Below are 21,324 nucleotides of genomic sequence, written 5' to 3' on the forward strand. Positions count from 1 at the left end.
TGAACACCACCAGAAAACAAACAACCAAACTGTTCAGTAGCCCGCCTATCGAACAAGCCTGATGTTCGTTACGGTGGGGGCGTGGAAGGATCGCTTCGAGCCGCCCGTGTGGCCACCTACGTCTACTTCGTCCTGTGCGGCACCCTGATGGGCATCTGGGTGGTGCACATCCCCGCGGTCGAGGACCGTGTGGGCATCAGCCATGCCACCCTCGGCGGCCTGCTGGTGCTGCTCGGGCTCGGAGCCTTCGTCGGAATGCAGGTGGCCGGCCCCCTGACCGACCGCCTGGGCTCCCGCGTCGTGGTCCCCGCCGGCGGCATCCTGTGCGGCGCCGCCCTGGTCCTGCCCGCTCTCGCCCGGGATCCGTGGACGCTGGCCGGCGCGCTGCTGGTCTTCGGGTTCTGCAACGGCTGCCTGGACGTGAGCATGAACGCCCACGCCGTGCACGTGGAGAAGGCGTACGGCCGTCCCGTCATGTCGGGCTTCCACGCCACGTTCTCTGTCGGCGGCGTCCTCGCCTCGCTCGTCGGAGCGGGCGCGGCGAGCGCGGGCCTGAACCCGGCCGCGGGCATGGCCACCATGGGAGCGGTGGGAATCCTGATCGCCCTGGCCTCGGCACGCGCCCTGCTGCCCGCCGCCGAGAGTCCCGACGCCGGCTCCGGCTCCGCCACGGAGCCCGACGCGGCACCGGCCGCCAGGCACCGCGGCACCAAGGGGCGGGTCTGGCTGCTGGCCGCCCTGGCGCTGATGGTCATGCTGTGCGAAGGCGCCGCCAACGACTGGAGCGCCCTGCACCTCAAGGACGTCCTCGGTGCCCCCGCCGGCACGGCCGCCTTCGCGTACGGCACCTTCGCCGCGGCCATGACCCTCGGCCGGCTGCTCGCGGACCGCTTCGTCGCCCGGTTCGGCTCCATGACGATCCTGCGCTGCGGCGCGGCCACGGCCGCCGCCGGCATCACACTCGTGGCCCTCGGCCCGTGGATGTGGGCCGCGTTCGCCGGCTGGGCACTGTTCGGGCTGGGCCTGTCGGGCTGTGTACCGCAGCTGTTCAGCGCGGCCGGGCACGCCGACCCCGCGGCCGCAGGCGCCAACGTCTCCCGCGTTGCCGGACTCGGCTACGTCGGCATGCTCGCCGGCCCCGCCGTCATCGGCTGGCTGACCCGTCTCGTCGCCCTGAACCACGCCTTCGTCCTGCTGACCCTGCTGTGCGTGACCACCGCCGTGGGCGCCCGCGTCCTGCGCACCGGAGCCGACCACACCCGCGAGAGCGAGAGGGCAGCCGGCATCCACTGACCGCTTGTGCGGCACGGACCTGACCCCGTGCCGCACAAGCCCCCACCCCCGGCCCCCGAGGACCGGGAGGCCGAAACCCACCGCCGTTCCCGAAGGAGCCCCTGATGCCCGAGCCCCACTCCCAGCCCGCCCGCGGCCGCGTCGGCGTACTGCTGCCCCGCGACCTCCCCGCCCATGACGTGGTGCCGTACGCGCGGCGCGTCGAAGAACTGGGCTTCGAACAGATCTGGGTGGTGGAAGACCTCGGCTGGCGCGGCGGCATCGCCCAGGCCGCCACCGTCATGGCCGCCACCACGCACATCACCGTCGGCATCGGCATCCTGCCCGCCGGCGCCCGCAATGTGTGCTTCACCGCGATGGAACTGGCCACCCTCACCCAGCTCCACCCCGGGCGCCTGATCGCCGGCATCGGCCACGGCATGCCCGACTGGATGCGCCAGGCCGGAAACCGGCCCGCCAGCCCCCTGACACTGATCAAGGAATACACGACCGCCCTGCGCCTGCTCCTGCGAGGCGAACCCGGGCCGGCAGGCGGCCGCTACGTACGCTGCGAAGGCGTCGTCCTCACCGAGACCCCCCATCCGGAGGCCGTCCCGCCGGTCGTCCTGGGCGTGCGCGGCCCCCGATCACAGCGAGTCGCGGGCGAAGCCGCCGACGGACTCCTCCTGGCCGAACCCGCCGCTCCCGCCTACATCACCGCCTCCCTGCAGCATATGGACGGCGGCGCCGCCTCCGCGGCGGGCGACCGGGAGATCGTCACCTACGACGCAGCGGCCGTCGACGACGACGAGGAAACCGCCCTCACCCGCGTCCGCCCCGGGCTGGAGGTCGTCGGCGAGCCGGACTGGGCCGCGCACATCGAACCCCTGCCCTTCGCTGCCGAACTGCGCGCACACCGGGCCGCCTGCCCCGACGGCCGCACGTTCGCCCGGACCATGCCCGCCGACTGGGTCCGCGAGCTGAGCATCGCCGGCACCCCCGGCCAGGCCCGCGCGGCGATCGCCGCCCGTCACGCGGCCGGCGCGACCAGCGTCGTCCTCGCCCCCGTCGGCCCCGACCCCCTGGCATCCCTCGGTTCCCTCGCCCGCGCCCTGCCCCGCCGCCCCTGACACCCACCACCGGACCTGGAGGAACCCTCGCCGAGTCCCGCCGCCCCATCGTGCCGTTCGACCTCCTCGGCGTCGTCGCATGCCACCGACGCCCGACAGCCCCTCGTCGCCGGCAACCGGGGCCTGGCCATCGCGGGGTTCCCGCTGCCGGCCGTGAACGACCCGCTCGACGAGGACGACGGTGCCCGGAGGCGGAGGCGGAGGCGGGCTGCTCCTGGTGGATCAGGCCGTGGCTTCGTCGAGGAGTTCCAGTACGTGCCGGTAGGGGCGGCCGGTGGCACGGGTCATGCCCATCTCGCAGGTGCGGTTGCAGGAGGCGTACGCGTCATGGGCGCCCGCGGTGATCTCGGCGGCCTGGGCGGCGGTGGCGCTGGCGGTGACCTCCGGGTGCAGCAGGCCGCGGTCGCCGGCGAATGCGCAGCAGCCCCAGCTGTCGGGCACGGTCACCTCGTCGCCCACCGCGGCGGCCACGGTGCGCAGGGCGCCGTCGATGCCCAGGCGCACGGTGGAGCAGGTGGGGTGCAGGGCGAGACGGGGCAGGCGGCGGGGCTCGGGAAGCGCGGGAAGCAGGTGCTCGGCCGTGAAGACGACGCTGTCGACGAAGCGCAGGGCGGCGAAGCGGGCGCGTTCGGACTCCGGGAGGGCGCCGGGCAGTCGCTCCAGGCCGTGGGTGCAGGAGGACGCGTCGCAGACCACGGGCAGCCGGCCCCGGTCGCTCGCCTCCCACAGCGCCTCCAGCGTGCGGGCGGCCATGGTGCGATGGCCGGCGGTGTAGCCCTTGGACTGCCATGGGGTGCCGCAGCACAGGCCGGACAGCCCCTCGGGCACGACGACGGGCACACCCGCCCGGTCGCACAGCCGCAGGAAGGCCGCCGCCGCGCCGTCGGAGGTGCCTTCCGCGGCGAAGACGCTGCCGATGCAGGCGGCGAAGAACACCGCCCGTGCCGCCACGGGCCGCCGGGGCGCCGGACGGGCCGGGCCGCCGCGCGGAAGGTCGTCGGCCCATTCGGGCACCAGCTCCCCGGCCCCGAGCCGCCGTACGGCGCCGGTCGCGGCGCGTACGGCCGGGGCGGGCGCGGCATGTGCCGCGTCGAGCGCGAGGCGCACGCCCCGGACCGCGGCCGCCCAGTGCCGGGCCGTGACGCTTCCGGCGCGCTGTGCGGCGGCACCGTGGCGTTCGGCGCGCAGGCGCTTCATCACCTCGCCGGTGTCGATGGTGACCGGGCAGGCGGTGACGCAGAGACTGTCGGCCGCGCAGCTGTCCACGGCCGCGTAGGCGTAGTCGGCTTCCAGGGCGCGGCGGCGTTTGTCGTCACCGGCGGCGGTGGCGAGCGCGATCTCGCGCCGCAGGGCGATGCGCTGGCGGGGCGTCGTGGTGGCGTCCGCCGTGGGGCAGACGGGTTCGCAGTAGCCGCACTCGACGCACGCGTCGACGGCCGGATCGACCTCGGGAACGCTCTTGAGGTTGCGCAGGTGCGCGGCCGGGTCGTCCTCCAGGAGCACACCCGGGCTGAGCACGCCGTGCGGGTCGCACAGCCGCTTCAACTCGCGCATGACGTCATACAGTTCGTCGCCGTACTGGCGGCGGACGAAGGGGGCCATCGCCCGGCCGGTGCCGTGCTCGGCCTTCAGTGTGCCGCCGGCGTCCAGGACGAGGTCGACCATCGCGTCGGTGAACCGGGCGTATCGCTCGATCTCCGGGGCGGAGCCGAAGTCCTGGGTGAGCATGAAGTGCAGGTTGCCGTCGCGGGCGTGGCCGAAGATCACCGCGTCCTGGTAGCCGTGCCGGTCGAAGAGGCCGATCAGACCCTCGCACGTGCGGGTGAGCCGTTCCATCGGCACCGCGATGTCCTCCAGCAGCGCGGTGGTGCCCGGACGGCGGGCGCCGGCGACCGCGGTGTACAGGCCCTTGCGCAGGTGCCAGAGGCGGGCCCTGACGCGCGGGTCGCGCACCAGCGTGGTTCCGGTGACGGTGGGCAGACCGTCCAGCACCGGCTGCGCGGCGGCCACCCGTTCCCGGAGCGACTCGGGATCGTCCTCGGCGAACTCGACCAACAGGGCGGCGTGCCGCTCGACGCGCAGGCCGCGCACTTCGTCGACGGGATCGGCAGAGCGCTGCGCCACCCGCAAAGACGCGGCGTCGAGGAGCTCGGCGGTGCGGGCTCCGGCGGCCAGCAGCGCGGGCAGCGCGTCGGTGGCCTCGGCGAGTCCGGGCAGCACCAGCAGACCGGTGGCGGTGTGCGGCAGGAGGGGTACGGTGCGGAAGACGGCCTCGCCGACGAAGCCGAGGGTGCCCTCGCTGCCGATCATGAGGTGGGCGAGGATGTCCGCGGGATCGGTGTGGTCCAGGAACGAGTTGAGGCCGTAGCCCATGGTGTTCTTCATCGAGAACAGCCGCTCGACGGTGGCGCGGGAGCGTGCCGAGGCGCGGACGCGGTCGCGCAGCCTGAGCAGCCCCGCGTGCAGTTCGGGTTCACGGGCGCGCAGTTCCTGGTCCGCGTCGGGCGCCGCGGTGTCGACGACGGTGCCCGAGGGCAGCACGAACTGCAAGGACTCCATGGTCCGGTAGGCGTTGTCGCGGGTGCCGCACGTCATGCCGCTGGAGTTGTTGGCCACCAGGCCGCCGATGGTGCAGGCGGACTCGCTCGCCGGGTCGGGGCCGAGCCTGCGCCCGTGACGGGCGAGCCGCGCGTTGGCCTGACGCACCGTCAGCCCGGGTTGCAGGCGGATGCGCAGGCCGTCGTCGAGGACCTCGGCGGCGCGCCAGTGACTGCGGACGTCCACGAGGATGCCGTCGCCGCCCGACTGCCCCGCCAGGCTGGTGCCGCCCGAGCGGAGCGTGAGTGGCACACCGGCCGCACGGGCCCCGGCCATCAGCGCGCCCACCTCGGCGGCGGAAGCGGCCCGTACGACGGCCCGCGGGGTGAAGAGGTAGGGCGACGCGTCGTGCGCGGCGGCGACCCTGCGGGGCACGTCGGTGGTCACCCGGGCCGGGTCGCCCACGCACGTGGCCAGCATCTCGGCGAGGCCGGCGGCCCGTTCCGGGGCGTCCGGTGCCGGGGTGGGGGTGGCGGCGGTGCGACTCATGGATCCTCGCTGGTGGGCGGTCAGTGGGCGGTCAGTGGGCGGGGCGGTCGACGCGCAGCAGGCGCGGCGGCCGTACGGCGGGTTCGGGCAGGCGCAACGGTGCCGAGCCGGGGGTGATGCTGCCGAGCAGCGTGGCGTGGCGGGCGCCGGTGCCCGAGGGCAGGGTGCCGGGCAGCCCGTGCACCGTGAGGAAGCCGAGGACGGCGAAGGCCAGGGCCTCCTTGGCGTCGGAGGGCAGGCCCAGGTCGTCACTGGGACGCAGCCGCACGCCGGGCAGTTCCTGAGTGATCATGCGCATGAGCACCGGGTTCCGGGTGCCGCCACCGGAGACGACGAGTTCGGTGACCTCGTGGGCGCGGCAGGCGTCGGCCACGGTGACGGCGGTGAGCCGGGTCAGGGTGGCCACCACGTCATCGGCGTCCGGGGTGGGCGCGGCCTCCAGCGTCCGGAGCAGGTAGGGCAGGTGGAAGTGCTCCTTCCCGGTGCTCTTGGGAGCCGGCCTGCGGTAGTAGGGGTCGTCCAGGAGAGCGCGCAGCAGCTGCGGGTTGGCACGGCCGGCGGCGGCTCTGCGTCCGTCCTCGTCGTAGGCGGCGGCGCCGCCGGTGAAGTGCCGTACGGCCGCGTCCAGCAGGGCGTTGGCGGGGCCGGTGTCGAAGGCCAGCGGTTCGGCACCGGGTGCGAGCACGGTCATGTTGGCGATGCCGCCGAGGTTCAGCGCGGCAGGCGTGCCGGGCAGGGCGTGCAGCAGCAGCGCGTCGGTCATGCCGACCAGCGGGGCGCCCTGCCCGCCCGCCGCCACGTCCCGGCTGCGCAGATCGGAGACCACCGGGAGCCCGGTGGCCTCGGCGATCCACGCGGGCTGGCCCAGTTGGAGGGTGCCGCGGACGGTACCGTCCTCGACCCAGTGGTGCATGGTCTGCCCGTGCGAGACCACGAGGTCGGCGGTGCCGTCGCACAGCTCCCGCAGGGCGCGCGCGGCCGCGCCCGCGAAGGCCTGGCCGACGCCGGTGTCCAGGGCGCAGATGGCCTGCGTGGTCGTCGCGGCGGGCGGCAAGGTGGCGGCGATGAGGTCGCGCAGGTCGTCGCGGTAGGGGACGGAGAGATGCCCGAGGGGCCGGAGGAACAGGGTCTCGCCGTCCAGGGTGAGGTCCGCGGCGGCGACCTCGATGGCGTCGAACGAGGTGCCCGACATCAGACCGATCACACGCACGGCGCCTCCTGGCTCTCGGTCCGCCGCGAAGGCGGGGTCGGCTGCGGTTGCGGCATGGTTCGTCTCCCGAGGGGCCGTTGGCGCGGGACCGGTGCGGTACCGGGGGACGGCCCCGCACCGGTCGAGGTGTGTGACGTCACTTCCGGTCGGCCGCCGCCACGACGGGGTCGGCGCCCGGCCCGCTGTCGCCCACCGCGGCTTCGGTGATCTCGGGAGCGCGGTGGAACAAGCTCATCAGGCCGCCGACGGCCAGGGTGATCACCACGCCGATCGGTACGAGCCACTGGGCGGCGATCGCCGTCGGCACGGTGGCTCCGGCCACGGTGACGTCGATCTTGACGCCGCGCACGACGTACGTCATCACGCCGACCGTCACCAGGAAGGCCACGACGGAGTCGGTCTCGTTGGCGCGCCGGACGAGGCGCCCGAGCAGGAACGCGCCGAGCAGGGCGCCGTAGGTGTAGCCCGCGATCGTCAGCCCCGTCAGGTACACATTGCCCGTACTGGTACTGAAGGCGCAGGCGAAGACGGCCATCAGCACGGCCCACACCAGCGTCATCACCCGGGCGAGTTTCAGCAGCGACTTCTCGGAGGGGGTGCTGCGGAAGAAACTGTGGATGATGTCGGCGACCGTCGAGTTCGACATGGAGTTCAGCGCCGAGGACAAGGAGCCCATCGCGGCGCCGAGGATGCCCGCCACGAGCAGACCGGAGATCACCACGGGCAGTCCGTGCAGGATGAAGCTCGGGTAGAGATTGTCGGTGCTGCTGAGGCCCAGTGCCTTGAAGTCCTTGCCCTGGTTGTACGACCACAGCAGAGCGCCGACGAGGGAGAAGGCGGCGAACTGCAGGGTGACGAAGACGCCGGAGGCGATCATGGCCTTCTGGCCGTCACGCAGCGAGCGGGTGGCCAGGACGCGCTGGACGATCAACTGGTCGGAGCCGTGGCTGGCCATGGCGAAGATGGCGCCGCCGACGATCGCGGTGGGCAGGGCGAACGGGCTGGTCAGAATGTGCGCCAGGGTGAAGTCGGTGTCGAACAGCCTGAAGTGGCCGCTGTGCAGCGCCTGCGAGAACCCGTCCGCTCCGACATGGCCGGACAGTACGGCGATGGCGAGGACCGCGCCGCCCAGGTACAGGCCCATCTGGATGGCGTCGGTCCAGATGACCGCCTTGATTCCGCCGAGGTAGGTGTAGACGACGGTGATCACCGTGAGCACGATGATGATCAGCCGGTAGCTCGCGTGCACACCGAACTCGTCGAGCAGCAGCTTGATCGGGATGGCGGAGGCGAACAGCCGGACGCCCTCCGCGAGGAGCCGGGTGAAGACGAACGTCACCGAGGCGAGCCCCTGCAACCTCAGCCCGAATCGGTTGCCCAGGTACTGGTAGGCGCTGACGAAGCCGCCGCGCTTGTACAGGGGGATCAGGACGGTGGCCACGACGACGCGGCCGATGACGTAGCCGAGGGCCAGTTCGACGTTTCCGAAGCCCTGCCCGCTGTACGCGCCGCCAGGCACGCTGATGACGGTGAGCACGCTGGTCTCGGTGGCCACCACGGAGAACGAGACCGTCCACCACGGCATGCTGCCCTCGCCGACGAAGTAGTCCTTCGAGGTGCTCTGCCGGCCGGCCAGGCGCAGTCCGATCACGGCGATCGCCACCAGATAGACGACGATCACCACGAGGTCTAGTTGGCGCATGCGCACTCCTGAGATACGGCCGACGTTGTCACCGGCGGGTTGGGGGCAGTGAGCGTCGCTCGCCGTACACGGGCGACGTGGGGTTCGTGCGGCGCCGACGCGTCCAGTGCCAGCAGGCGTGCGCCGTCCAGCGGATCCCCGAGCGGGGGCCGCGGGTCGAGAGGGTGTGGGGAGCCGGCCAACGCCGACCGCAGCGGACCGAGGAGCGGTTCGCCGAGGCCGGTGAGCCCACCGGTGACCGTGACGGGATGGGCGCCGCCCGTGCCGATGCGACGGGCGGCGGCGAGCACGGTCTCGCCGAGCGCCGCGGCCGCGGACCGGAGGATCGCCTTCGCCGTCGTGTCGCCCGCGGCGGCCGCCTGGGCCACGTCCGGGGCGAAGGACGCCGCGGTACGGGCAGGGTTGCCCCCGCGGCCGACCGCCGAGGGCAGCCGGTCGGGTTCGCCGAAGCGTTTGACGGCGGCGGCCAGCAACGCGGTGCCCGGTCCGCGCCCGTCATGGGCCCGCAGTGCGGCCCGCAGCCCGGCCGCGCCGATCCAGGCACCGCTGCCCTCGTCCCCGAGCCAGGGACCCCACCCGTCGACGCGGGCGTACGAGCCGTCGTCCCCGATGCCGATCGCCACGGATCCGGTGCCGATCGCGAGGACGACGCCGGTGCGGCCGCCGAGGGCGCCCGCGTGAGCGGTGACCGCGTCGCTGGTCACCGCCACCTCGTTCGCGGCCAGATCCTCCAGGAGCAGGCCGGCCAGGGCACGGGCCGCCTCCGGTGCGGCGGCCGCCCCCGCGGCGCCCACGCAGACCGCCGACGGTCGCTGCGACGGCTCCCGGTCCAGGAGGGGGAGGACCGCGGCGCGCACGGCGGCATGGGCGGTCGCCACTCCGTCACCGGCGGCGAGCCCGGGGGCCCCGGGCACCTCGTGGACCCTTGGGGCGTGCCCGCCGTCGTCGGTCCACAACACGGCACGGCAGCCGGTCTTCCCCAGGTCCACCGCTACTGCAGTTGTCATACGGCATGCCTTCGCGTCTGCGGGGATGTATCGCGACGGGTGGTCACGGATCGGCCGGAATACGACCGGACCGGATCGCGGTCCAGCGAGTATCAGGAGGCTTGCCTGGAGAAGTCAATAAGTAACCTCGCGAAAGGTGAAAGCGTAAATTTTTGACCCTCGTGTCGAGCCCTGGTTACCGTGTGACCGAGCCCCTCAGAAGGGAGCGGCCTCATGGCCCGCCGTGAACCACTTCGCGCACCGGCCCTCCCGCCGGACGACGCTTCCCCCGCCGAGATCCTGACGCGCATTCGGATGGCACTGCCGTCCCTGGCCCCGGCGGAGCGGCGGGTGGCCGAGGCTGTCCTCGCCGGTCCGGGACAGGCGTCGGAACTGTCCATCAGCGCGCTCGGCGAACGGGCCGACACCTCGGTGGCCACGGTGATGCGCTTCTGCCGGGGCATCGGGATCGCCAGCTACCCGCAGTTGCGCCTCTCGCTGGCCGCGGCGGCGGCCAGCGAGCACGCCCTCGGCGGCGAACGCCCGGTGCCGGGCACCGACATCAGCGCCACGGACACGCTGAGCGAGATCGTCAGCAAGATCGTCTACAACGAGGTGCGTGCCCTGGAGGACTCCGGGGCCGGGCTGGACGTGGAGGCACTGGGCCACGCGGTCGAGGCCGTGGCCGGCGCCCGGCGGGTCGACATCTTCGGCGCCGGTGCCAGCGCCTTCGTCGGGCAGGACCTGCACCAGAAGCTTCACCGCATCGGTCACATGGCGTTCGTCTGGACCGACCGGCACGCCGCCCTCACCGCCGCCGCCCTCCTCGGACCCGGCGACGTCGCCCTGGCCATATCCCACTCCGGAGAGACCGAGGACACCATCGAGCCCCTCCAGGCCGCCGCCGCGCGCGGCGCCACCACCATCGCCCTGACCAACGCGGCCCGCTCCACCCTGGCCAAGAGCGCGGACCTCGTGCTGACGACCTGCGCCCGGGAGACTCCCTTCCGCTCCGGCGCGACCGTCAGCCGCATCGCTCAACTCGCGGTCATCGACTGCCTGTTCGTCGGTGTCGCCCAGCGCTCTTTCGACGCCACGACCGCAGCCCTCCAGAAGACCCACGGAGCCGTCCAGCGCCGCACGCGCCGGCAGCCGCGGCGCCGTCCTGCGGCCGACGACTGACCACCTGCCCTCTACCGTCTGTCAGCGCCACCACGAAAGGACGTCAACGGCGTGGACCTCGGCACACTCGGCACACTCGGCACCGAGACGCGCAACGAGCGGACCGCCGAACTGGACCGCATGCCGGTCTCCGAGCTGCTCTCGGTCATGAACGCCGAAGACCGGACCGTCGCCCTCGCCGTGCGCGACGCCCTCCCGGAGATCGGCAGTGCCGTCGTCATGGCGGTCGAGGGAGCCGAGGACCAACCCGCGAGAGCGATCGCCGACCTCGACGAGACGGGCGTGAACGACCGGGACACGGTCGTCGGACTCGCCGCCGGCGGCCGCACCCCTTACGTCGTCGGAGGTCTGAAGCACGCCGCAGCCAAGGGGGCGGTCACCGTGTCGGTCGCCTGCAACCGCGACGCGGTGGTCAGCCGCTACGCCGACATCCCGATCGAGGTCCCCACCGGCCCCGAGATCCTCACCGGATCGACCCGGCTCAAGGCCGGCACTGCCGAGAAGATGGTCTGCAACATGCTCTCGACCGCGTCGATGGTGCGCCTCGGCAAGGTCTACGGCAACCTCATGGTCGACGTGCGGGCCGGCAACGACAAGCTCGTCGACCGGGCCCGCCGGATGGTCGTCCAGGCCACGGGCGCCGACTCGGGCACCGCCGCAGAGGCCTTGCGGGCGGCCGGTGGCCACGCCAAGACGGCTGTCGCCATGCTCCTGGCCCACTGCACCGCCGAGGAGGCCGTGCGGCGCCTCGACCAGGCCCGCGGCGACACACGCGCGGCCGTCGGCTGCCGCTGAACAACACCGTGGCGTTCGCCGTGCCGACTGCCACCGGGGACGATCAGCGGTCGTCGGCCTCGTGAAGCTCGGCCACGTAACCACCGGGGAACTGCACCATCGCGCTGGTACGGCCCCGGGAGGCGTACGGCCCCCAGAGCACCTTCGCGCCCGCGACCTCGGCCTTGTGCAAGGTCGAGGCGAGGTCCGTCACCGCGTAGCCGGTGGTCTCCCGCCCGAAGGGGTACGGCAGATGCCCATCGGTCACGCTGACCACCGTGTTGCCGAAGGGGGAGCTGATGGCGACGCGGCGGTACGTCTCGGCGGGCACACCGATCTGGCCACCATCGGCGGACCGGTCGTCGGAGACGATCCGGCCACCGGTGAACCGCAGGTACGAGGTGAGGAACGCCCCCGCCGAGTCGCGTGTCAGATAGACGCGGTTGTCCGGCACGGTCTCCAACGGCGCGTAGGACGGAGCCTTCGTGTGCCAGTACAGCTGGGCGTTGACACCGCCTGGGAACTGGACGACCGCGTCCCGGCCGATGGGGTCGTCGAAGGGCGCCACGACGAGGTCCGCCCCGCTCGCCCGGGCCCGCCGCACGCCCTTGTCGAAGTCGCTCATGAGCCAGCCGGTGCGTTCGGCGCCGAACGGATAGGGGACCGGCGTGCGGAAGTCGAAGACGGACAGGGTGCCGACGGGGGAGAGGACCAGTTCCGACACGGTCGTGCTGGGCGTGGGCGTGACGTCTGTGACGACCTTGGTGGTGTTGGTCCCGCCGAAGACCGCCTCCCAGCAGGTGACGAACGCGTCCATCGCGCCGGGGGTGACGTAGACGTGCGTGGTGTCGTACTGCGGCCCCACCGCCGTGTTCGCCCCGGGGAGACGAGCGGCGCCGTTCGGGCTCGCGGCCGACGACGGAGCCGCGAATCCCCCGACGGTCACTACCAGCAGTAACGCCGGCAGCAACCGCACCATCGCCTTGCGCTTGTTCATTTACCGTTCCCTTCCATCTGATCACCGGGCGTGATCCGAAGAGAACGTAGACAACGAACCCGGCGCCGAGTGTTCTTGCAGGGCCGCGGGTCTTGACCGTCCGGGCACAGCCCACCAGGCAGGCGGGCCGCGTGCTGAGGGGCCACGGCGACAAGGCCGCGCCCGTCGCGGCCGGCAGGCGGCGGTCGCGTGGGCCGGCCTACCGTCAGCGTCAGGCCGTACCGGAGTCAGACCGGGCGGTGGCCGGCGTCGGCGACCCGGAACACCGGCCAGCCGATTTCGGTGCGCCACCGGTCGGCGGCCGGGGTGTCGCGCGGGCCCACGAGGTAGGTCTCGCGCACCGGCCCGGCGACCGCGAGGGCGTGGTCGGCGACCCACCTGCCCAGTTCGCCGTAGGTGACGTCGATGGTGTCGTGGGTCCCGGGGTGCACGGTGACCGCCAGTTCCGCGGGCGGCAGCTCGGTGTCGTGGACGCGCCCCAGGTCCGGCACGGGGGCGGCGACCGGGATGTACACGAGCACGTCCCCGCGGCCCTCGCTGAACAGCGCGTTGTCGTAGAGGCCGCCCGGAGGACCCGCGGGCGCGTCGACGACGGCGTCCAGCTCGGCCATCGCGCCCGCGTACCAGGGCAGCACCTCCTCGTGCGTGACCGTGCCCCGCACCGCGGCCACGCGTCGCGCCGGCGCGTGCCGCAGCTCGACGGCGACAGCGGCCGGCTCGGGGCGCAGCAGCCGTTGCAGCGATGCGACGGCCGCCTGGGTGCGTGACAGCTGCTCCTTGAGCCGCTGGAGGTGTTCGCCCACCAGGTGCGCCCGCACGGTCGGGTCCGTGCTCAGCAGGATCCGCCTGACGTCGGCGAGCGGTACGTCGAGTTCCCGCAGCCGGGAGATGACCTGTGCGGTGGGGATCTGGCCGGGGTCGTAGTACCGGTAGCCGCTCGACGGGTCCACGTGCGCGGGCTCCAGCAGCCCGGCCTCGTGGTAGCGGCGCAGCGTACGGATGCTCAGGTGGGTCAGCCGGGAGAACTCGCCGATCGTCAGCACGTGTCCCACTGTGCACCCTCTCGCTGGGGGAGAGTACAGCGTTTGACCCGTGTGCCGCGGGAGGTCGCACGCTGCCCCCATGACCAGGACCACCTCCCTTCCCACCGATCTCGCGGGGCGCCTCGCCGTCGTCACCGGCGCCGGGCGGGGCACCGGCGCCGCGATCGCGGCACGCCTGCGCGCGGCCGGCGCCACTGTTCTCGCGACGGCCCGTACGGCGCCCGCGGACGCGGCCCCGGACCCCCTGTTCGTCACGGCCGACCTGACCACGCCGGAAGGCGTCGACACCGTCGCCTCGGCGGTGCGTGACCGGCTCGGCACTCCGCACGTCGTCGTGCACACGCTCGGCGGCTCCCGCTCGCCGGCCGGCGGGTTCGCCGCCCTCACCGGCGCGCACTGGCAGGACGAGCTGGCCCTCAACCTGCTGGCCGCGGTCCGCCTCGACCGGGCGCTGCTCCCGGCGATGCGCGACGCCGGCCGGGGCGCCGTCGTCCACGTCTCCTCCATCCAGCGGCGTCTGCCCCTGCCCGACGCCACACTCGGCTACGCCGCCGCGAAGGCCGCGTTGACCACGTACAGCAAGGGCCTCGCCCGCGAACTGGCGCCGCACGGCGTACGAGTCAACGTGGTCTCCCCGGGCGCGATCGCCACGGAGGGCACCACGGCCCTGGTGGACCGCATCGCCGACGCACAGGGCATCGACCGGGCCGCTGCCTGGGAGCAGGTGCTGGCCTCGCTCGGCGGTATCCCCCTCGGCCGCCCCGCACGCCCCGAGGAGGTGGCCGAGCTGGTCGCCTTCCTCGTCTCCGACCGCGCCGCCGCGATCACGGGCGCCGAGCACACCATCGACGGCGGCACGGTCCCCACCGTCTGAGCCACCACCGTCCGACCCACCTCGTACCTGAGGGAGAACCCGCATGACCCCGAACGGCTTCCCGGACCTGCCCGTCCGCGTCCGGACGTACCTCGACGCCCACGCCCGCCACGACGTGCCCACGGCGGCCGACTGCTTCGCACCCGCCGCCGTGGTCGTCGACGACGGCCGCACCCACCGCGGCCGTGACACGGTCCGGGCCTGGCTGGACCGGACCGCGACCGAGTACACCTACACGACCACCCCGCTCACCGCCGTCCCGTACGACGACCGGCACTGGACGGTGACCCAGCGCCTCGAAGGCGACTTCCCCGGCGGCACCGTCGACCTCGCCCACGCCTTCACGCTCGGCGACGACGGACGCATCACCGAACTCACCATCACCCCGTGTGCGTGAACGTCCCGCGCGGTAGTGGGGCGTGACCGACCGTCGGCAGGCGCAGGACCGATCGCGGCCCGGCGCAGCGCCCACGTGCACTGTGCGGGCCGCGGTCGTACGCCGGCATGAGGGCGGCCGTCACCGCGTCGGTTCTCGGAGGGTGTGGGCAACGGTGGAGGTCGGGGTGTGGAGGATGGCGTCGAACGCCTCAAGGACGGGGGTGTGGAGGTAGGCGCTCTGGATCCGGATGCGGTCGGGGCCCGGGACGAGACCGGCGTTTCCATGGGCCGCCTGCCGGCGTGCCTGGTGGAAGCCGGCGATGCTGAGCCCGAGCCCGGCGTCGGCGAACGCGGCTTCGACGCTTCCCGGCTCGGCAGGCTCCAGCGCGGTGGCGTCGATGGTGAAGCCGAAGGGCGTGTTCTCGTCGCGGGGCATGTCCGCGGTATGTCCGGTGGTGCTCGCCATGCCGAGGGCGAAGTAACCATCGCCGAGCGCGCGGTGCAGGTGCTGTCCCATGGGGAGCCCCGTGAGGTGTCCGTCGAAGGACACCGGTGTCTTCTGGATGTGGGCGTTGTGAGCGGCCAGCACGATGCGGGTCCCGGGTTCGAAGCGTTCCAGGTGCCACAGGACCGACTCGGCCATGTAGGCATCGCGGGCCGAGGTGTCGGCGGTCAGCCCCTTGCCGGCGAACAGGTCGGCCATGGCGCGGAAGGTGTGGTCGCCGTGGCAGGCGCCTTCGAGTCGGCGCACGGCGATGTCGTAGCTGTGCCGGTCGCCGCGGGAGACATACAGCGGGGCGAGGGAGCGGAACCGGATGAGCAGGCGCGTCAGGGCCGCGCTGAGGGCGTCCTGTTCCGCGGTGGCCAGACGTGCCCACGCGGGCGCGGCGACGGCCGCGGAGCCACCGGCGAACGATTCGGCGATCCGCATCGCCTCCTGGAGGATCGGCAGGGTTTCGGGATCGATCCGGCGCAGGTAGTCGGCGACCGGGGCCAGGGCGGGCAGCAAGGACCCACCGGCCGCCGGGATGTCGATCCCCGCGAAGCGCACCGGTGTCGAGGCGGTTCGGTTGTGCCGGCGTATCCAGCGCAGCGGCGCCTCGACTCCCACGGGGATCGTTCCGGCGAGGTGCGCCGACAGGTCGTTGTCCGTCCCCTCACCCTGGGCCCATGCGTCAAGGGGGAGCCCTTCGCTGAAGCCGTACTCGAAGGCGAGGACGGTGAATCCGCAGCGCTCGGCCAGGAACCTCAGGATGCGCTCGCGCATGGCCGCGAACTCGTTGATGAAGTGGGAACTTTCACCGATCGCGACGACACGTGCGTCGCCGATCATGGCGCGCAGCGGCTCAAGATCATCGAGTGGTGCCTCGGGGTCGAGGTGGTCGAGGGGGACGGCGTGGGTGCGGAGCCAGTCGGCGAACGGGTTGTGGTGGGGCGAGGCAGGCATGCTGACAGCTCGATTCTCGGGGTGCTGGAACGGTGGATCGCGGACAGGGGAGCGGGTCACCGCGCGGGTCGTCGTGGGCCGGGCTCGTTCAACTACCGTCGGTCCTGGGGGTCGGTGGCTCCAGAGGTTCTGTTCCCACGTGCCCGGGCCGCCGCGTTCTCCAGGTCGCCGACGCTGCCGGACATGATCGTGCGGAGGTGTTCGGTGATGTCCTCGAGCGGCCAGTCCCACCAGGCCACGGCCAGGAGGCGGGCGATGTCGGCGTCGCTGTAGCGGCGGCGGATGAGGCGGGCGGGGTTGCCGCCGACGACGCCGTAGTCGGGGACGTCCTCGACGACGACGGAGCCGGAGGCGATGACCGCTCCGTGGCCGATGCGGACGCCCGGCATCACCATGGACCGGTAACCGAACCAGACGTCGTGGCCCACCACGGTGTCACCCCGTCCGGGCAAGCCGGTGATCAGGTCGAAGTGCTGGGCCCAGGAACCGCCCATGATCGGGAAAGGGAACGTGGAGGGGCCGTCCATCCGGTGGTTGGCGCCGTTCATGATGAACCGCACGCCCTCGCCCAGCGCGCAGAACTTCCCGATGACCAGCTTTTCCGGCCCGTAGTGGTAGAGCACGTTGCGGGTCTCGAAGGCGGTCGGGTCATCGGGGTCGTCGTAGTAGGAGAACTCTCCGACCTCGATCAGCGGCGAGGTGATCAGCGGCTTCAGCAGCACCACCCGCGGCTGCTCGGGCATCGGATGGATCACGTTCGGGTCGGCGGGGACAGGGGGCATCACGAATTGTTTCCTTCCGGAGGCGTGTTCGCGGGGCAGCCAGGACCTCAGGCCCTGGCAGCGGGCGTCACCGTCGCCCGCACGGCCAGGTGAGCGCCCTGCCAGCGCCGACGCAGTCGGCGGTCGTGGCTGACGATGACGAGGGCGCCGTCGTACCCGGTCAGGGCGGTCTCCAGTTCTTCGACGAGCGCGGGTGACAGATGGTTGGTGGGTTCGTCGAGCAGCAGGACGTCCGACGGTTCGCTGAGCAGCCGCGCCAGGGCCAGACGCTGCCGCTGCCCGGTGGACAACCAGCCGACCGGCACCGTGAGGTGGTCGCGGTCGAACAGGCCGAGGGAGAGCAGCTGTTCGGCGTGTTCGGCGGCCTCACCCGCCCGTCCGCGGGCGTAGGCGGCAAGGACGGTCTCGTCCGGCTCCCCGGGGCGCGGTTCCTGGGGGAGGTAGCCGACCCTGCCGAGGCGGGTGACACCCCCGCCGTCGGGTGCGACCTCTCCGGCGAGGACGCGGAGCAAGGTGGTCTTGCCCGCTCCGTTCGGCCCCGTGACCAGCAGGCGCTCGCCCGCCGCGAGGGTCAGGCTCGTGCGGTCGAGCCGGTCCGTGACGGTGATGTCGGTGGCGACGAGTACGGCGCCCTGCGGGCTGCTGCTCCGCAGTACGGGGGTGAAGCGCAGCGGCTCCGGCGGGGCCGGGACCGGGGTGCTCAGGAGGCGGCGCAGCCGTTCTTCGGCGTTGCGCACCCGGCTGGCGAGCGACTGCTGAACCCGGGCGCCCGCCCGGTCGTACGCCATCTTGTTGCCGTCCTTCATCGCACGGCCGGGGGCCACGTGGCGGGCGGTGGTCGCGGCGGCCTCGCGAAGCCGGTCGACGTCGGCCCGCCACTGCTCGTGCGCCTGGGCCCAGCGCCGCCGGGCGGCCTGCTTCTCGGCGAGGTAGCCGGTGTAGCCGTTGCCGTACCGGACGACGCTGCGCCGGTCGGCGTCCACCTCAAGGAGGCTGGTGGCGACGCGTTCGAGGAAGTCCCGGTCGTGGGAGACCGCCACCGTGGTGCCCCGGCGGGTGCGCAGGTGTTCCTCCAGCCAGCTCAGGGCGCTGTCGTCGAGATGGTTGGTCGGCTCGTCAAGGAGCAGCACCTCCGGCGCGGCCGCCAGGACGGCCGCGAGCCGCAACCTGACCCGCTCTCCACCGGAGAGGCCGCCCACGGCGCGGTCTCGGCCCACCAGGCCCAGGCCGAGACCGTGCAGGGCACGTTCCACGCGGGCGTCGGCGTCATAGCCGCCGCGCAGTTCGAAGACGGTCATCAGGTCGCCGTACTCGGCCATGCCCGACTCGTCGCCGTCGGCCATCGCGGCCTCGAGACGGCGCATGCGCCGCTCGACGGTGCGCAGATCACTCAGGGCACGGTCGACGACCTGCTGGACGGTCGCTCGCGGCTCCATCCGCTCGTCCTGGGCGAGATAGCCGACGCCACCGGGGGCCTGGACGACGACCTCGCCCTGATCGGGCCGTTCACGCCCGGCGAGCAGGCGCAGCAAGGTGGTCTTGCCCGATCCGTTCTCACCGATGATCCCGGTGCGCTCGCCCGCTGCGAGCGAGCAGGTCACCGAGTCAAGGACGAGCCTGCCGTTGAAGGACTTGCTGACAGCGAGCGCGGAGATCTGTGTGGGCATACGGGGACTCCAAAGCATTCGGGAACGAGACGACCGTCAGGGGCCGTGCGGCCGGGTGAACGCTTTGGATGAACATCGATCACTCCATTAGTGCGACAGCTGCTGCATTAAGATGGTGCCACAAACCGTCCCCGCGATCAATCGGACTCCTATGGCGACTCCCACGCCCTCAGAACAAGAACAAGAACCGGCGGGCTCCCGGCCTGCGCCGACCCGGCGCCGACCCGGGGGCCGCACCGCCCGTATTCGCAGGCAGGTACTCGACGCGGTCCTCGCGGAGCTCGGCGACCACGGTTACGACGCGCTCACCACGGACGCCGTCGCCGCTCGCGCCGGAGTGCACCGCACCACGGTGTACCGGCGCTGGGGGGACGTCGGCGGCCTGCTCGCCGACGTACTCGACGCGGCGAGCGACGACGACTGGCAGCCACCGGACACCGGCTCCCTGGAAGGCGACCTGACAGCGCTCAACCAGGAGATCCAGACAGCCCTGACCGCAGAGCCCCCGGTCGTGACGGCGCTCATCGCCGCCTCGTTCCGCTCCGAGAAGGCCGCCGACGCCCAACAGCGGCTCTGGGAGGACCGGTACGCCCGATGCGAGGTCGTCGTCAGCCGGGCCGTCCGGCGCGGCGAACTCCCGTCGGGTACCGACGCCCGGCGTCTGCTCCTCGCCGCCACCGCGCCGCTGTACCACCAGCTGGTTCTCCTCCGCACGGCACCCGACCCGCACCTGCCCGGCGACGCGGCCAGAACCGCCGCCCTCGCCGCAGCCGCCGGCGCCTTCGCCGAGACCCGGCCGGCACGCGATGCCTGAGCGGGATTCCGGACGGCCCTCACCTGTCCCGACCCCGCCGACAGCTCCGGCAAGGGGGACGAGGCAGCGGGCGTCGGCGACAGAGACCGCTCGTGGCAGACGTCCGACGGTACGTCAGAATGCGCGCATGCCAGATGAATTGAATACTCCGCGCGCCATTGCCGACAGACACCTGGACCAAGTGGCCGCGCACGACCCGATGACCTCGGCGTGGCTGGGCTTGGGCCGTGGTGACGACCGGCAGCCGGATCTCTCGCCGGACGGCTTCGCGGCCCACGCCGAGATCGCCCGCCGCACTCTCGCAGCACTCGACGCCACTCCCGCATCGGACGATCCGGCTGAACGAGCCTGCGCCCGGCTGCTGCGCGAACGCCTCACCGCCGAGCTGGCGATGGACGATGCCGGCGAGAACTTCCGCCAGCTGCGCACCGTGGGCGCGCACGTCGACCAAGTGCGGACGATCTTCTCCTTCATGCCCACCACCACCGACGAGGACTGGGCGGCCGTGGCCGGACGGCTGCGCAACCTCCCCGGTGCGCTGGACGGTTACCGGGCCACCCTCACAGAGGGTGTCTCTCGTGGCCTGCTCGCCGCTCCCCGGCAGGTCACCGGGGTGATCGGCCAGCTCTCCGACTGGACCGGGGAGGCGGCTGGGCGGGACGCGGGCAGGGACGCGGGCTGGTTCGCCGACTTCGTCTCGGACGGCCCCGACCGGTTGCGCCCCGACCTGGACGCCGCAGCCAGGAAGGCCACCGCCGCCGTCGCCGAGTTCCGCGACTGGCTGCGCGACACCTACCTCGCCGCGGCGGCGGACACCCCGGACGCCGTCGGCCGCGAGCGCTACCTGCGCGCCGCACGCCACAACACGGGTGCCGAGCTGGATCTGGCCGAGGCCTACGCCTGGGCATGGAGCGAGTTCCACCGGACGCTCGCCGAGATGCGCGTCGAAGCCGACCGGGTCCTGCCCGGCGCCACCCTCCTGGAAGCCATGCGCCACCTGGACGAGCACGGTCACACGGTCAAGGGGGAGGAGGCCATCCGGGATTGGCTGCAGCAGCTCATGGACGAGGCGATCGACGCTCTCGACGGCAGCCACTTCGACCTCTCCGGCCCGATCCGCGCGATCGAGTCCCGGATAGCGCCCGCGGGCAGCGCCTCCGGTCCCTACTACCAGGGCCCGAGCCTCGACTTCAGCCGCCCCGGACGCACCTACCTGCCCACCCTCGGCCAGGACACCTTTCCGACCTGGCAACTCGTCAGCATCTGGTATCACGAGGGCGTTCCCGGCCACCATCTCCAGCTCGCCCAGTGGGTCGCGGTCGCCGACCGGCTCAGCCGCTACCAGGTCACCGAGGGTATGGTCAGCGCCAACATCGAGGGCTGGGCCCTGTACGCCGAGCGCTTCATGGACGATCTGGGCTTCTTCTCCGAGCCCGCGCGCCGCCTCGGCTTCCTGGACGGGCAGATGCTGCGTACGATCCGCGTGATCGTCGACATCGGCATGCACCTCGAACTCGCCATCCCCGCCGACTCGGGCTTCCACCCAGGCGAGCGCTGGACGCCGGCACTCGCAACGGAATTCATGGCCACCTACAACGGCAGTCCGGCGGCCCGCCGCAACAGCGAGATCGACCGCTACCTCGGCTGGCCCGGTCAGGCCATCGGCTACAAACTCGGCGAACGCGCCTGGCTCCAGGGCCGCGCGGCGGCGCAACGCCGACGCGGCGCCGCCTTCGACCTCAAGACCTGGCACATGAAGGCGCTCTCCCAGGGCTCGCTCGGTCTCGACGACCTGGCCGACAACCTCGCGGCACTCTAGTAGCTGGCCAGCTTCGTGTGGATGTCCTGCCGGACGAGTACGGCGTGACCGTCGACCGGCGCCGCTGGGTCACCGGCGGCACCGACCGTCCCATCCACGCGTTCGACCGGCTCCCGCAGCCGGTGCCGGACGGCGTGCACGTGCGGCACGCCGACGACGG

At 72.6% G+C, this 21,324-nt stretch carries 18 protein-coding genes; 8 read left to right on the forward strand and 10 right to left on the reverse strand.

The features are described 5' to 3' along the window. Positions 1–108 precede the first annotated feature (108 nt). Both HZZ00_RS17880 and HZZ00_RS17885 read left to right on the forward strand, forming a co-directional pair. Positions 109–1,293 carry an MFS transporter gene (locus tag HZZ00_RS17880; RefSeq protein ID WP_180333574.1) on the forward strand — a complete coding sequence of 395 codons (1,185 nt, stop codon included), beginning with the start codon at positions 109–111 and terminating at the stop codon, positions 1,291–1,293. 104 nt (positions 1,294–1,397) lie between these two features. Next, complete coding sequence (locus tag HZZ00_RS17885; protein WP_180333130.1) at positions 1,398–2,402, forward strand: LLM class flavin-dependent oxidoreductase; 1,005 nt, start codon at positions 1,398–1,400, stop codon at positions 2,400–2,402. Positions 2,403–2,624: 222 nt separating this feature from the next. Here HZZ00_RS17885 and HZZ00_RS17890 read toward each other — a convergent pair whose 3' ends face one another. The 4 genes from HZZ00_RS17890 to HZZ00_RS17905 form a co-directional block, all read right to left on the reverse strand. Beyond that, on the reverse strand, positions 2,625–5,489 hold the full coding sequence (locus tag HZZ00_RS17890; protein WP_180333131.1) for an FAD-binding and (Fe-S)-binding domain-containing protein: 2,865 nt from the start codon (positions 5,487–5,489) through the stop codon (positions 2,625–2,627). A gap of 31 nt (positions 5,490–5,520) precedes the next feature. Beyond that, positions 5,521–6,699: an anhydro-N-acetylmuramic acid kinase gene (locus HZZ00_RS17895; protein WP_180333132.1), complete on the reverse strand. Its 1,179-nt coding sequence runs from the start codon at positions 6,697–6,699 to the stop codon at positions 5,521–5,523. A 136-nt stretch (positions 6,700–6,835) separates the two neighbouring features. Continuing rightward, positions 6,836–8,401, reverse strand: a complete 1,566-nt coding sequence (locus tag HZZ00_RS17900; protein WP_180333133.1) for a sodium:solute symporter — start codon at positions 8,399–8,401, stop codon at positions 6,836–6,838. Continuing rightward, a complete protein-coding gene (locus tag HZZ00_RS17905) occupies positions 8,389–9,408 on the reverse strand; it encodes an N-acetylglucosamine kinase (RefSeq protein ID WP_180333134.1) in 1,020 nt (339 codons plus the stop codon). Before HZZ00_RS17905 ends, HZZ00_RS17900 begins: the two co-directional genes overlap by 13 nt. A 213-nt stretch (positions 9,409–9,621) precedes the next feature. Here HZZ00_RS17905 and HZZ00_RS17910 point away from each other — a divergent pair, with 213 nt between their 5' ends. Both HZZ00_RS17910 and HZZ00_RS17915 read left to right on the forward strand, forming a co-directional pair. Beyond that, positions 9,622–10,569: a MurR/RpiR family transcriptional regulator gene (locus HZZ00_RS17910; RefSeq protein ID WP_180333135.1), complete on the forward strand. Its 948-nt coding sequence runs from the start codon at positions 9,622–9,624 to the stop codon at positions 10,567–10,569. Positions 10,570–10,689: 120 nt separating this feature from the next. Then, positions 10,690–11,364 (forward strand): N-acetylmuramic acid 6-phosphate etherase, encoded by a 675-nt coding sequence (locus tag HZZ00_RS17915; protein ID WP_180333575.1) that lies wholly within the window; start codon positions 10,690–10,692, stop codon positions 11,362–11,364. A gap of 43 nt (positions 11,365–11,407) precedes the next feature. Here HZZ00_RS17915 and HZZ00_RS17920 read toward each other — a convergent pair whose 3' ends face one another. After that, the gene (locus HZZ00_RS17920) at positions 11,408–12,340 is read right to left on the reverse strand and encodes a glyoxalase (protein ID WP_219014042.1); all 933 of its coding nucleotides are present in this window, start codon (positions 12,338–12,340) and stop codon (positions 11,408–11,410) included. A gap of 227 nt (positions 12,341–12,567) precedes the next feature. Continuing rightward, positions 12,568–13,383, reverse strand: a complete 816-nt coding sequence (locus HZZ00_RS17925; RefSeq protein ID WP_180333136.1) for a MerR family transcriptional regulator — start codon at positions 13,381–13,383, stop codon at positions 12,568–12,570. Between the two features lie 79 nt (positions 13,384–13,462). On the opposite strand from HZZ00_RS17925, the gene HZZ00_RS17930 reads away from it, so the two are divergent. After that, positions 13,463–14,257 carry an SDR family oxidoreductase gene (locus HZZ00_RS17930; protein WP_180333137.1) on the forward strand — a complete coding sequence of 265 codons (795 nt, stop codon included), beginning with the start codon at positions 13,463–13,465 and terminating at the stop codon, positions 14,255–14,257. A 43-nt stretch (positions 14,258–14,300) separates the two neighbouring features. Continuing rightward, complete coding sequence (locus HZZ00_RS17935; RefSeq protein ID WP_180333138.1) at positions 14,301–14,654, forward strand: nuclear transport factor 2 family protein; 354 nt, start codon at positions 14,301–14,303, stop codon at positions 14,652–14,654. 120 nt (positions 14,655–14,774) lie between these two features. Here HZZ00_RS17935 and HZZ00_RS17940 read toward each other — a convergent pair whose 3' ends face one another. The 3 genes from HZZ00_RS17940 to abc-f all read right to left on the reverse strand — a co-directional run bounded on the left by HZZ00_RS17940 (position 14,775) and on the right by abc-f (position 18,531). Beyond that, positions 14,775–16,082, reverse strand: a complete 1,308-nt coding sequence (locus HZZ00_RS17940; RefSeq protein WP_180333139.1) for an erythromycin esterase family protein — start codon at positions 16,080–16,082, stop codon at positions 14,775–14,777. Between the two features lie 92 nt (positions 16,083–16,174). Next, complete coding sequence (locus tag HZZ00_RS17945; protein ID WP_180333140.1) at positions 16,175–16,864, reverse strand: CatB-related O-acetyltransferase; 690 nt, start codon at positions 16,862–16,864, stop codon at positions 16,175–16,177. A gap of 47 nt (positions 16,865–16,911) precedes the next feature. Further along, on the reverse strand, positions 16,912–18,531 hold the full coding sequence (gene abc-f, locus HZZ00_RS17950; RefSeq protein WP_180333141.1) for a ribosomal protection-like ABC-F family protein: 1,620 nt from the start codon (positions 18,529–18,531) through the stop codon (positions 16,912–16,914). Positions 18,532–18,682: 151 nt separating this feature from the next. Between abc-f and HZZ00_RS17955 the strand changes: the two genes are divergently transcribed. Together HZZ00_RS17955 and HZZ00_RS17960 are read left to right on the forward strand one after the other, a co-directional pair. After that, positions 18,683–19,345: a TetR/AcrR family transcriptional regulator gene (locus HZZ00_RS17955; protein WP_180333142.1), complete on the forward strand. Its 663-nt coding sequence runs from the start codon at positions 18,683–18,685 to the stop codon at positions 19,343–19,345. A 127-nt stretch (positions 19,346–19,472) separates the two neighbouring features. Beyond that, complete coding sequence (locus tag HZZ00_RS17960; protein ID WP_180333143.1) at positions 19,473–21,164, forward strand: DUF885 domain-containing protein; 1,692 nt, start codon at positions 19,473–19,475, stop codon at positions 21,162–21,164. On the opposite strand, the gene HZZ00_RS17965 is transcribed toward HZZ00_RS17960, so the two are convergent. After that, on the reverse strand, positions 21,161–21,313 hold the full coding sequence (locus HZZ00_RS17965; RefSeq protein WP_180333144.1) for a hypothetical protein: 153 nt from the start codon (positions 21,311–21,313) through the stop codon (positions 21,161–21,163). The two genes, HZZ00_RS17960 and HZZ00_RS17965, sit on opposite strands and share 4 nt — an antisense overlap. Positions 21,314–21,324: the final 11 nt, after the last annotated feature.

This window comes from Streptomyces sp. NEAU-sy36 (assembly GCF_013423905.1).
GTDB lineage: Bacteria > Actinomycetota > Actinomycetes > Streptomycetales > Streptomycetaceae > Streptomyces > Streptomyces misionensis.

Coding starts and splice junctions, on each gene's coding strand:
- HZZ00_RS17885 (WP_180333130.1), top strand. CDS start 1,398: ATGCCCGAGCCCCACTCCCAGCCCGCCCGCGGCCGCGTCGGCGTACTG.
- HZZ00_RS17890 (WP_180333131.1), bottom strand. CDS start 5,489: ATGAGTCGCACCGCCGCCACCCCCACCCCGGCACCGGACGCCCCGGAA.
- HZZ00_RS17900 (WP_180333133.1), bottom strand. CDS start 8,401: ATGCGCCAACTAGACCTCGTGGTGATCGTCGTCTATCTGGTGGCGATC.
- HZZ00_RS17905 (WP_180333134.1), bottom strand. CDS start 9,408: ATGACAACTGCAGTAGCGGTGGACCTGGGGAAGACCGGCTGCCGTGCC.
- HZZ00_RS17910 (WP_180333135.1), top strand. CDS start 9,622: ATGGCCCGCCGTGAACCACTTCGCGCACCGGCCCTCCCGCCGGACGAC.
- HZZ00_RS17915 (WP_180333575.1), top strand. CDS start 10,690: ATGCCGGTCTCCGAGCTGCTCTCGGTCATGAACGCCGAAGACCGGACC.
- HZZ00_RS17920 (WP_219014042.1), bottom strand. CDS start 12,340: ATGAACAAGCGCAAGGCGATGGTGCGGTTGCTGCCGGCGTTACTGCTG.
- HZZ00_RS17930 (WP_180333137.1), top strand. CDS start 13,463: ATGACCAGGACCACCTCCCTTCCCACCGATCTCGCGGGGCGCCTCGCC.
- HZZ00_RS17935 (WP_180333138.1), top strand. CDS start 14,301: ATGACCCCGAACGGCTTCCCGGACCTGCCCGTCCGCGTCCGGACGTAC.
- HZZ00_RS17940 (WP_180333139.1), bottom strand. CDS start 16,082: ATGCCTGCCTCGCCCCACCACAACCCGTTCGCCGACTGGCTCCGCACC.
- HZZ00_RS17945 (WP_180333140.1), bottom strand. CDS start 16,864: ATGCCCCCTGTCCCCGCCGACCCGAACGTGATCCATCCGATGCCCGAG.
- abc-f (WP_180333141.1), bottom strand. CDS start 18,531: ATGCCCACACAGATCTCCGCGCTCGCTGTCAGCAAGTCCTTCAACGGC.
- HZZ00_RS17955 (WP_180333142.1), top strand. CDS start 18,683: ATGGCGACTCCCACGCCCTCAGAACAAGAACAAGAACCGGCGGGCTCC.
- HZZ00_RS17960 (WP_180333143.1), top strand. CDS start 19,473: ATGCCAGATGAATTGAATACTCCGCGCGCCATTGCCGACAGACACCTG.